At 33.4% G+C, this 10,486-nt stretch carries 11 protein-coding genes and 1 tRNA gene; all 12 read left to right on the plus strand.

The features are described from left to right. Positions 1-3: 3 nt before the first annotated feature. The gene (gene lipB, locus V7719_RS03600; RefSeq protein ID WP_335728488.1) at positions 4-702 is read left to right on the plus strand and encodes a lipoyl(octanoyl) transferase LipB; all 699 of its coding nucleotides are present in this window, start codon (positions 4-6) and stop codon (positions 700-702) included. An 84-nt stretch (positions 703-786) separates the two neighbouring features. Then, positions 787-2,058 (plus strand): DUF2851 family protein, encoded by a 1,272-nt coding sequence (locus V7719_RS03605; RefSeq protein WP_335728489.1) that lies wholly within the window; start codon positions 787-789, stop codon positions 2,056-2,058. Positions 2,059-2,155: 97 nt separating this feature from the next. Continuing rightward, complete coding sequence (locus V7719_RS03610) at positions 2,156-2,383, plus strand: PspC domain-containing protein (protein WP_335728490.1); 228 nt, start codon at positions 2,156-2,158, stop codon at positions 2,381-2,383. Between the two features lie 3 nt (positions 2,384-2,386). Further along, entirely contained in the window at positions 2,387-3,406 is a 1,020-nt protein-coding gene (locus tag V7719_RS03615; RefSeq protein WP_335728491.1) for a potassium channel family protein, read from the plus strand. A gap of 97 nt (positions 3,407-3,503) precedes the next feature. Then, positions 3,504-5,099 carry an alanine/glycine:cation symporter family protein gene (locus tag V7719_RS03620; protein ID WP_335728492.1) on the plus strand — a complete coding sequence of 532 codons (1,596 nt, stop codon included), beginning with the start codon at positions 3,504-3,506 and terminating at the stop codon, positions 5,097-5,099. Between the two features lie 8 nt (positions 5,100-5,107). Then, the gene (locus V7719_RS03625; RefSeq protein WP_335728493.1) at positions 5,108-5,989 is read left to right on the plus strand and encodes a ComEA family DNA-binding protein; all 882 of its coding nucleotides are present in this window, start codon (positions 5,108-5,110) and stop codon (positions 5,987-5,989) included. A 20-nt stretch (positions 5,990-6,009) separates the two neighbouring features. Beyond that, positions 6,010-7,176, plus strand: coding sequence for an acyl-CoA dehydrogenase family protein (locus V7719_RS03630; RefSeq protein ID WP_335728494.1), 1,167 nt, complete (start codon positions 6,010-6,012; stop codon positions 7,174-7,176). 58 nt (positions 7,177-7,234) lie between these two features. Further along, complete coding sequence (locus tag V7719_RS03635) at positions 7,235-8,659, plus strand: carboxypeptidase-like regulatory domain-containing protein (RefSeq protein WP_335728495.1); 1,425 nt, start codon at positions 7,235-7,237, stop codon at positions 8,657-8,659. 91 nt (positions 8,660-8,750) lie between these two features. Further along, a complete protein-coding gene (rpsU, locus tag V7719_RS03640; RefSeq protein ID WP_335728496.1) occupies positions 8,751-8,945 on the plus strand; it encodes a 30S ribosomal protein S21 in 195 nt (64 codons plus the stop codon). Between the two features lie 147 nt (positions 8,946-9,092). Next, on the plus strand, positions 9,093-9,983 hold the full coding sequence (locus V7719_RS03645) for a tyrosine-type recombinase/integrase (protein ID WP_335728497.1): 891 nt from the start codon (positions 9,093-9,095) through the stop codon (positions 9,981-9,983). Between the two features lie 26 nt (positions 9,984-10,009). Then, a complete protein-coding gene (hpf, locus tag V7719_RS03650; protein WP_335728498.1) occupies positions 10,010-10,312 on the plus strand; it encodes a ribosome hibernation-promoting factor, HPF/YfiA family in 303 nt (100 codons plus the stop codon). Positions 10,313-10,413: 101 nt separating this feature from the next. Then, positions 10,414-10,486, plus strand: a tRNA-Thr gene (locus V7719_RS03655).

The following is a 10,486-nucleotide window of genomic DNA, read 5'->3' on the forward strand; positions in this document are numbered from 1 at the left end:
CTTTTGAATAAAAATATAAAACTTGAAGATCTAGGAACTAAAGACTTTAAAGAAACTTGGGATTACCAAGAGCAAATTTTTAAAGGAATTCTAGATACTAAAATCAAAAATAGGCGTGAGGATGCTGGATTAGAAACAGATAATTATTTTCTGTTTGTAGAGCATCCTCATGTGTATACTTTAGGTAAAAGTGGCGATATGTCGAATTTACTTTTATCTGAAGAACAATTGACCCAAAAAGGTGCTACGTTCTACAAAATAAATAGAGGCGGAGATATTACCTATCATGGTCCAGGACAAATTGTAGGTTATCCTATTTTGGACTTGGATAATTTCTTTACCGATATTCATAAATACCTGCGTTTTTTAGAAGAAGTTATTATTCTGACTCTAGCAGAGTATGGTTTAAAAACCGAACGAAGTCCTGGAGAAACAGGAGTCTGGTTAGATGTTGGAACACCTTTTGCTCGCAAAATATGCGCTTTGGGAGTTCGAGCGAGTCGTTGGGTTACCATGCATGGATTTGCACTTAATGTCAATGCCGATTTAGGGTATTTTGATAATATTATTCCATGTGGAATTCGAGGAAAAGCGGTCACATCTTTACATGTCGAATTGGGTGTTCAAACCGTTGATGAAAATCAACTAAAATCAAAACTTTTAAAGCATTTTAAAGCAATGTTTGAGGCTGAGTTTGTATAGCCCTATATTTCTTTAATTAGTATTTCTAAAGAATAATGTCATTTCTTTTTTGTTATATATAGAAAATTTTCTATATATTTGAATATGAAAGAAGAATTTCTTCATTACATATGGCAACACAAAAAAATTAATGTTCTCCAATTAGAAACTACGCAACATGAACCATTGGAAATCATATCAGGAGGAATTTTAAATTTCCATAGCGGTCCAGATTTTTTCAATGGTAAGTTGCGTATTGGAGGGCAACTTTGGGCTGACAATATAGAGATTCATATCAAGTCTAGTAATTGGTTTCTTCACAATCACGAACAAGACCCTGCTTATGATAATGTTATTTTACATGTCGTTTATGAGCATGATACCGAAATATTCAGAAAAGATAATACGATTATTCCAACACTAGAACTCAAAAGGCATATCGATAACGGGTTGCTTGATAATTATCACAAACTGTTTTCAGCAAAAAGGAAATGGATAAATTGCGAACAGGATTTTCCTAACGTTTCTGAATTTATGCTGAAAAATTGGCTCGAACGCCTGTACATTGAGCGTTTGGAACGAAAGTCGGAAACCGTTGAAAGCTTACTAAAATCCTCATACAACGATTGGGAAGCTGTTTTATTTAAGCTGTTGGCGAAAAATTTCGGACTTAAAGTCAATGCAGATTCGTTTTTTAGTTTGGCTAATTCCTTCGATTTCTCTGTTTTGAGAAAATCAAGACTAAAAGCTGAAACACTTGAAGCCTTGTTATTCGGACAATCGGGATTGTTAGATAAGGAGTGTGACAATTTGTACTACTTTCAGCTTGAAGAGGAATACGTGTTTTTAAAACAGAAATTTCAATTAGAAAATCAAGGTGTTTTACCCTTGCAGTTTTTTAGATTACGGCCACCAAATTTTCCAACGATAAGACTATCACAATTGGCAAATCTTTATCATCGAGAACAACAATTGTTTTCCAAGGTGATAGCTATGCATAAGGTTTCAGATTTTTATGCGCTTTTTGAAGTGTCAACCTCGGCATTTTGGGAAAGCCATTACACCTTTGGTAAGTCTTCTAAGTCATCTGTAAAAAAAACGACGAAACCTTTTATTGATTTACTGCTTATAAACACCATTCTACCCCTAAAGTTTTGCTATGGTAAGATGAATGGACAATCTATTGACGAAATCATCTTAAGCCTAATAAGTTCAATAGCTTCAGAAAAGAATACAATCGTAAAAGGTTTTAATCAATTAAAGTATCGTTCAGAATCTGCTTTAGAATCACAAGCACTTATCCAACTTAAAAGCAAATATTGCGATAAAAATAGATGTTTAAAATGTGCAGTTGGAAATTCTCTTTTAATCAAATAAATTTTAACTTGCGGTGTGAATTCAACTTGCATCAAAGGTTATAAGCCTATCCTGAGCGAAGTTGATTTATGACTTTTAAAACAATGAGAACAAACACATGAAATTATTTTATCAAATACTATACTATTTTCAAAAACGAGGGTATTACGTTTGCCAACGTATTGCAGATCGTTTAGGAATTAGGGCAAAAGTGGTTCGTACCTCATTCATGTATCTCACATTCGTTACATTAGGGTTTGGTTTTGCTTTGTATTTGTTCTTTGCATTTTGGATGAGAATCAAAGACATTATCTACACTAAACGATCATCTGTATTTGATTTATAAACTATGAATCCACTATTTAGACTTTTTAGAAACAAGATTTATACGGCAATATCTTTATTGTCATTAATTATACTTATTGGTGTTGCTGGCTTCAAGTCCATGGCTAATTATTCGTGGGTGGATTCGATATATATGACAGTTATTACAATTACTACTGTTGGTTTTAAAGAAGTACATCCCTTAGATGACAATGGAAAAATATTTACCATTTTATTAATTTTGGCTAGTGTTGTTATTCTTGGGTACGCGATTGCAGTAATCACCGAATATATTTTAAGTAAGAATAATTTTGAAGAACTAAAACAAAGAAAGATGCAAAAGAAAATTGACGGCTTCAAAAATCACATTATTATTTGTGGCTACGGAAGAAATGGAAAGCAAGCGGCGAAAAAATTACTGGCTTATAAAAAACCTTTTGTAGTGATTGAGAAAAACAAGGTGACCATTGATAAATTTCAAAGTGAGATGGTGCCTTTTGTTTTTGGAAATGCTAATGAAGACGAAGTTCTATTTCAAGCAGGTATAGATAGAGCAAGTACCTTAATTTCTGCGTTGCCCAATGATGCAGATAATTTGTTTGTTGTGCTGTCAGCAAGACAAATCAATGGTAAAATGAGTATCATAAGTCGCGCGTCACAGGAAACGTCATATCAAAAATTAAAACTAGCAGGTGCTAACAACGTGATTTTGCCAGATAGAATTGGTGGTGATCACATGGCATCATTGGTGGTTGTGCCAGATTTAATAGAGTTTATCGATAATCTATCTATTGTTGGTGAAACAAATATCAATATAGAAGAAATAGCGGTTGATAAGCTTTATAAGTCTTCTGAAATAAAAACGATTAGAGATTTAGACCTTAGAAAAAAAACGGGTTGTACAGTGATTGGTTTTAAGGATGATCAAGGAGACTATATTGTAAACCCTGAAGCTGATTTAAAATTGGTGCCGAATTCGAAAGTCATCGTTTTAGGACGACCTGAGCAAATTCAAAAACTCAATTCGCTTTACGACATTACTTAAATCAAGTTTCATTTTAACAAGGTGTTTTTTAAAAAGTCGTTTTTTTTTAGCATCTTGTGACCTTGTAAAAAAACTAACTAACTTAAATAACTCAAGTATGAAGAAATATCTTCTTTCACTTTTTGCACTCGTATTACCAATTTTATCCTTTGCTCAAGATGCCCAAGAAATGGGTGTTGATCAAAAAATTGATCAAGCCTTTGGAGATGCTACAGGATGGTTTGTAAACTTCATTTTTTATCAAATTGATTTTGGAGGAGGCGTTAAAGTCTTTTGGGTATTATTTCCATTAATTATTGGAGCCCTTTATTTTACATTTTATTTTAAGGGTATTAATTTTAGAGGCTTTTGGACATCTATAAACATTGTTCGAGGAAAGTATGATGATATAGATCATCACGAATCAATGGTAGGCGCAGGAGATTCAACCCCTGGAGGTGATGCGATAGAGACGATAGCTATTGAAGGTCATGTTGGAGAAGTATCTCATTTTCAAGCTTTGACTGCTGCTTTATCGGCAACTGTAGGTTTAGGAAATATTGCAGGTGTTGCTATTGCGGTTTCAATTGGTGGAGCTGGAGCAACATTCTGGATGATTGTTGCTGGGTTTTTAGGTATGGCTTCAAAATTTGTGGAGTGTACGTTAGGTGTAAAGTATAGAGATATTGATGAAAATGGAACCGTTTTTGGCGGACCAATGTATTATTTAACCAAAGGATTGAAATCTAAAGGCCTTGCAGGTTTAGGTAAAGTATTAGCTGCAGTATTTGCTGTTTTTGTTATTGGTGGATCGTTTGGAGGTGGAAACATGTTTCAGGTTAATCAAGCGGCACAGTTGTTTGAACACATGACTGGAGGTGAAGAATCATTTATTCATGGTTATAGATGGGTGTTTGGTTTAGTTATGGCCATTTTCGTTGGTATCGTAATTATTGGAGGAATCAAAAAAATCGCTAAAGTAACCGATAAGATTGTTCCATTTATGGTCGTTATATATGTAGCAGCTTCATTATTTGTGATTTTTATAAATTATAATATGATTGGCGATGCATTTGCCCAAATATTTAATGGTGCATTTAGCCCAGAAGGAGTAGCAGGTGGAGCAATTGGAGTATTAGTACAAGGATTTAGACGAGCCGCTTTTTCAAATGAAGCTGGTATTGGTTCTGCATCAATTGCGCATTCAGCAGTAAAAACTAAGTATGCAGCGAGTGAAGGTTTGGTGGCCTTATTAGAACCATTTATTGATACTGTAGTTGTTTGTACAATGACTGCTTTAGTATTAATTATAACAGGAAATGTTACAGCGGCAAACTCAGGTTTAGATGATGCTGGAGCAATTTTATTAACCTCAGGAGCATTCCAATCTGCGATTTCATGGTTCCCATATGTATTAACTGTTGCAGTAGTATTATTTGCATTTAGTACAATGATTTCTTGGTCATATTACGGATACCAAGGTTGGGCATATTTGTTTGGAAGAACAAAGAAAATGGAATATACTTACAAAATAGTATTCTGTTTATTCGTTATAGTTGGAGCATCAATTAGTCTTGGTTCTGTAATTGGTTTTTCAGACGCGATGATTTTTGCGATGATGGTACCAAACATGATTGGTTTGGTCATTTTAGCACCTAAAGTTAGAGACGAGTTGAAAAAATATAAGGATGCTATAAAAGCTAAAAAAGCATAAACGATATTATGAAACATATAAAATCCCACTTCACGTTTACTAAACAACAACGAAGTGGGATTTTTTTATTGCTAATACTGATCTTAATTGTTCAATGTGCGTATTATTTTATTGATTTTTCTTCGGAAAAATTTGAAAGCGACACACTATTGGTTGCTAAGTTTAGAGCAGAAGTCGATTCTCTAAAACAGATAAAATCAAAAGAGAACCAGCTGAAAATCTATCCGTTTAACCCTAATTTCATCACAGATTATAAAGGCTATACGCTTGGAATGTCTAATGAAGAAATTGATAGATTACATGTTTTTAGAAAAACAAACAAATGGGTAAACTCTGCTGAAGAATTTCAAATTGTAACCCAGGTTTCCGATTCACTTTTAACTGGAATATCGCCTTATTTTAAGTTCCCAGATTGGGTGACAAATCCGAAACCTAGATCAACTTATAATTCTGGCTATTCTGCTAATTCAAAACCTAAAACTTTTGCTCAAAAACAAGATCTGAATACAGCTTCCGCAGCTCAACTAAAACGTGTTTATGGAATAGGTGAAAAACTATCAGAGCGTATCGTGAATTACAGAACAAAATCTGATGGTTTTGTCGCAGATGTACAGCTTCAAGAAGTTTATGGATTATCTCTCGAAGTCATCCAACGTGTACTGAACGAGTTCACAGTAAAAACAGCAAAACTCATTACTAAAATCAATATAAATAAAGCAACTTTAAATCAATTGGTAACGATAAAATATATTGATTACGAAATTGCTCAAAATATCATCGAACAACGCACACTTAGAGAAGGTTTTAAATCGTTAGATGAATTAACAAAAGTTAAAGGTTTTCCCGTGAAAAGAAGTGAGATAATTAAGTTATATTTGACCTTTGATTAAAACTACAAAAAAGACAGGTTATGAGCAGTAGGTACTTCACCGAAGAGCACGAATTATTCAGACAAAGTTTAAAAGATTTTTTACAAAAAGAAGTTGTTCCGCATATTGAAAAATGGGAGGAAACAGGACATATAGAGCGTTTCATTTGGGAGAAGTTTGGTGAAATGGGCTTTTTCGGAATAGCTTATCCTGAGGAGTATGGAGGATTGAACCTTGACTTATTTTATACGGTTATTTTACTCGAGGAACTTCAAAAAATTAATTCCGGTGGTTTTTCAGCAGCGATTTGGGCACATGCCTATTTGGCCATGACACATGTCAATAAAGAAGGAGATCATGCGCTCAAAGAAAAATATCTTGCTCCAAGTATTACAGGAGAAAAAATAGGATGCTTATGTATTACAGAACCTTTTGGGGGTAGTGATGTTGCCGGAATGCGAACTACTGCAGTTAAAAAAGGAGATACCTATGTGCTTAATGGTTCAAAAACATTTATTACAAATGGTATTTACAGCGATTATTTGGTCGTTGCAGCTAAAACAACACCTGAACTAGGCAACAAAGGGATTAGTATTTTTATCATGGATCGTGATACACCAGGAATCTCTGCAACCAAACTTGACAAATTAGGATGGCGAGCTTCAGATACTGGCGAAATTGCCTTTGACAATGTAATAATTCCTGCTTCTAACTTAATGGGAGAGGAAGACAAAGGATTTCCATACATTATGCAGCATTTCGCATTAGAACGCTTGATAATGGGAATAAATGCACATGCTAGAGCTGAATTTGCTTTAGATTATGCAAAACAATATATGAGCGAAAGACAAGCATTTGGAAAATCGATAGATAAGTTCCAGGCTTTGCGTCATTCATTTGCCGATTGTTATGCAGATATGGTCATGTGTAAGGAATTTAATTATACGGTTGCCGAACGATTAGATAAAGGTGAATATGTAGTTAAAGAAGCGACAATTTCTAAATTGCGTTCGACTAAAATGGCAGACGAAGTGATTTACCAATGCCTTCAGTTTTTAGGAGGTTATGGTTATATGGAAGAATATCCATTGGCAAGGTTATTGCGTGATAGCAGATTGGGGCCAATTGGTGGTGGAACTTCTGAGATCCTCAGAGAAATAATAGCGAAGATGGTAATCGATGACAAAGATTACAAACCTGCAACATAATTTTTCTTCGGAAAACGGCTAACCAAACTGTTCCCAATAATTTAAAAGAACACCTAGTATGGTACATAAAAACCTAAAACAGCTTCTAGTAGTATTTGTTCTGCTTTTTGCAATTGTCGGCTATTCTCAAACCGAACTCAAAAACAAAATTGTCGATTTCGGAACTTTAATTCCTATCGAAAGTGCGAGTATCTATATCAAGAATACAACTATGGGTACCGTGAGTAATTCTGACGGAAAGTTTGTGCTTCAAGTGGCCAAAGAATTTTCTGCAGACACATTGATTATTTCTTCAATAGGTTACAAGAGTTTTAGAATACCTGTAAATGAATTTGATAATACTACCGAAATTTATCTCGAAGAAGATATTGCTTCACTAGATGAGATTGTTCTCATTGCTGAAGCGCGACCAAAAACAGGAAATGAGATCGTATTGAAAGCCATCAAAAAACTGGAGGTTAATTTACCAGATTCAGCATACATCCAAAAAGGATTCTTAAGACATAAAGAACGTAATAAGATCGAATTTAAATGGCTAATAGAAAGTGCGATTACGGTTTACGATTCTGGTTACGGATCTAAAAGTTCAGAGTATTTAAAGATTAATGTTGATCAAATGCGTAAAAGCTATGATTTGCGAGATGTGGATAGTATATTTTCTTATGTGTCTTATAAAAATCAAAACTCTCGTAGTCGAATTAAACCTAAAGATGTAAATAGAAATGGGCTTAAGACATCTCAATTAGTGAAAGCAATCAAATGGAATGATAACCGTGTTAACGGACTTCAGAATATATTTCAAGGAAAATTAAATTTACTTCGTAATGCAGATGATACCAAAGCTTTGTTTGGTGAAGATATTTTAGACAGACATAAGTTTGAGCTGGATACGATTTTGGTAGATAATGACCGTAAAATCTATAAAATTAAAATCTCCGAAGGAAAAGATTTTGTAGGCTTAGGCACCAAAGGGATTTTTAATGAAGGTTATGTCGCAAAAGGATGGCTTTATATATATTATGATAACTATGCGATTAAGAAGGTAGAGTATGAACTTGTTGCTGCTTCCGATGCGCAAAAAGTGAGAAGTAAGCGATTATTTGATACTCAAGTAAATCATAAACTGGTTATTAACTATATGGAATATAAGGATAAGATGTATCCCAATTATATTTATTATGAAACGCCAAAATTGGTCAATGTCGGTTTTAAGGCAGATGAAAAAGTTAGTGACGAAGAAAAAGAACGTTACAATAAAGAGGAACGTTATTATTATACTGTACAAGAAATATTATTTTCAGAAATCATTTTAGACAAAGAAGTTATAAATATGACACTTGATAGTGAATGGGATATGGATATCTTTTCACCAAAGCCATACAACAAGGCATTCTGGAAAAACTACAATATCCTTTTAGAAAGTGAGGAAGATGAAAAACTTATTGAAGATTTAAGTACTCGTTCTTCTCTATTTAAAGATTAGTTAAAATTTTTTAAAAAAATTAATTGAACATTTTAAATTAGTTTCTATATTTGCAGCCTTAAAAATTTTAAAAGAGAGGAGGTTAAGAACTATGTTAATAATTCCAGTAAAAGCAGGAGAAAATATAGATAGAGCGCTAAAACGTTACAAACGTAAGTTTGTGAAGACAACGGTTAAAAATCAGTTGCAAGAACGTAAGCAGTTTACAAAACCTTCTATAGCACGTAGAGTTCAAGTTCAAAAAGCACAATACGTTCAAGGTCTAAGAGATCAAGAAGCCGTATAATTTAAGCTTTTTCAAAATATTAAATCCCATTAGAAATAATGGGATTTTTTTTGTGCTTATCTGAAATAGTAATTAAAAAAGGTTGTACTTTTAATTTTACACTACATTCAAGTAGTAAATAGTATCTTACTTCGGAAATTATACAACATGGCTTTTAAAGCATTTTCAGATTATCTCTTGCTAGAAAAAAACTATTCAAAGCTTACGCTGAAAGCTTATGTTGCCGACTTAGAAGCATTTCAGGTATTCATAGTTTCAGAATTTCAAACAGACAGCGTAGAGCAAGTTAACTATCAACAAATACGAAATTGGATTGTGAGTTTGGTTGAAAGTGAAATATCAAACCGAAGTATAAATAGGAAAGTGTCTTCACTTAATACCTATTATAAGTTCCTGTTGAAAACGAATACCATTGAGGTCAATCCATTAACTAAGCATAGAGCATTAAAGGTTAGCAAGAAAATACAAGTCCCGTTTTCGGAAAAAGAAATGCAATTCGTTTTGGACGAACTAAATTCTGCTAGAGATTTTGAAGGACTACGAAACCGATTAATCATCGAACTTTTTTATGCTACAGGAATTAGACGCATAGAATTAGTACAACTTAAACTAACCGATGTCGATTTATCAAATAAAATTTTAAAGGTTTTAGGTAAACGGAACAAAGAACGATTTATACCACTAATTGATTCAGTCTTAAAAACAATTAAAGACTATATGGAACAAAGGAATAAATTGGAAACAATTACCGATAAGCCATATTTGTTTCTTACGAAAAAAGGAGTTAAAATTTATGAAACTCTTGTTTACAGAATTATAAATAACTACTTTAGTAAGGTATCTACAAAAGTAAAAAGGAGTCCACACATATTAAGGCACTCATTTGCGACTCATTTACTCAATCAAGGTGCAAACCTAAATGCTGTTAAAGAACTTCTTGGTCATTCAAGTTTAGCAGCTACACAAGTCTATACGCATAATAGTATAGCCGAATTAAAAAAAGTGTATTCAAATACACATCCAAGAAGTAAAAAGTAATATTGTCTAACCAATAAAGAAAGATTATGAAGGTAAACACACAATCTGTAAATTTTAATGCAGACAAGAAGTTAATTGATTTTATCCAAAAACGAATGGATAAATTAGATATGTTCTATGATAAGGTCATACAATCTGATGTGTATTTGAAAGTTGAGAACACAAGCGATAAAGAAAATAAAATTTTTGAAGCAAGAGTAAAAGTTCCTGGCGATAGTTTTATAGTAAAAAAACAATGTAAAACTTTTGAAGAAGGCACAGATATGGCAATTTCGTCATTAGAAAGACAACTTAAAAGGCGAAAAGAGAAATTAAGAGCACATATGTAGTAAAATTTTTCAAAAAATGTTTTGAATAAATAAATAAATCTTTACATTTGCAGTCCGTTAGAAATAGCGGGCTTTTTTTATAGCCAAAAAGTTATATAAAAGCCGATGTAGCTCAGCTGGCTAGAGCAGCTGATTTGTAATCAGCAGGTCGTGGGTTCGAGTCCCTCCATCGGC

This window comes from Psychroserpens sp. (genome assembly GCF_036960315.1).
In the GTDB taxonomy this organism is placed as follows: Bacteria; Bacteroidota; Bacteroidia; order Flavobacteriales; family Flavobacteriaceae; genus Psychroserpens.

Excerpts from the sequence above, each read along its gene's own strand:
- V7719_RS03610 (WP_335728490.1), top strand. The coding sequence starts at position 2,156 with ATGAAATTATTTTATCAAATACTATACTATTTTCAAAAACGAGGGTAT.
- V7719_RS03625 (WP_335728493.1), top strand. The coding sequence starts at position 5,108 with ATGAAACATATAAAATCCCACTTCACGTTTACTAAACAACAACGAAGT.
- rpsU (WP_335728496.1), top strand. The coding sequence starts at position 8,751 with ATGTTAATAATTCCAGTAAAAGCAGGAGAAAATATAGATAGAGCGCTA.
- V7719_RS03635 (WP_335728495.1), top strand. The coding sequence starts at position 7,235 with ATGGTACATAAAAACCTAAAACAGCTTCTAGTAGTATTTGTTCTGCTT.
- V7719_RS03620 (WP_335728492.1), top strand. The coding sequence starts at position 3,504 with ATGAAGAAATATCTTCTTTCACTTTTTGCACTCGTATTACCAATTTTA.
- V7719_RS03615 (WP_335728491.1), top strand. The coding sequence starts at position 2,387 with ATGAATCCACTATTTAGACTTTTTAGAAACAAGATTTATACGGCAATA.
- V7719_RS03630 (WP_335728494.1), top strand. The coding sequence starts at position 6,010 with ATGAGCAGTAGGTACTTCACCGAAGAGCACGAATTATTCAGACAAAGT.
- hpf (WP_335728498.1), top strand. The coding sequence starts at position 10,010 with ATGAAGGTAAACACACAATCTGTAAATTTTAATGCAGACAAGAAGTTA.
- V7719_RS03605 (WP_335728489.1), top strand. The coding sequence starts at position 787 with ATGAAAGAAGAATTTCTTCATTACATATGGCAACACAAAAAAATTAAT.
- V7719_RS03645 (WP_335728497.1), top strand. The coding sequence starts at position 9,093 with ATGGCTTTTAAAGCATTTTCAGATTATCTCTTGCTAGAAAAAAACTAT.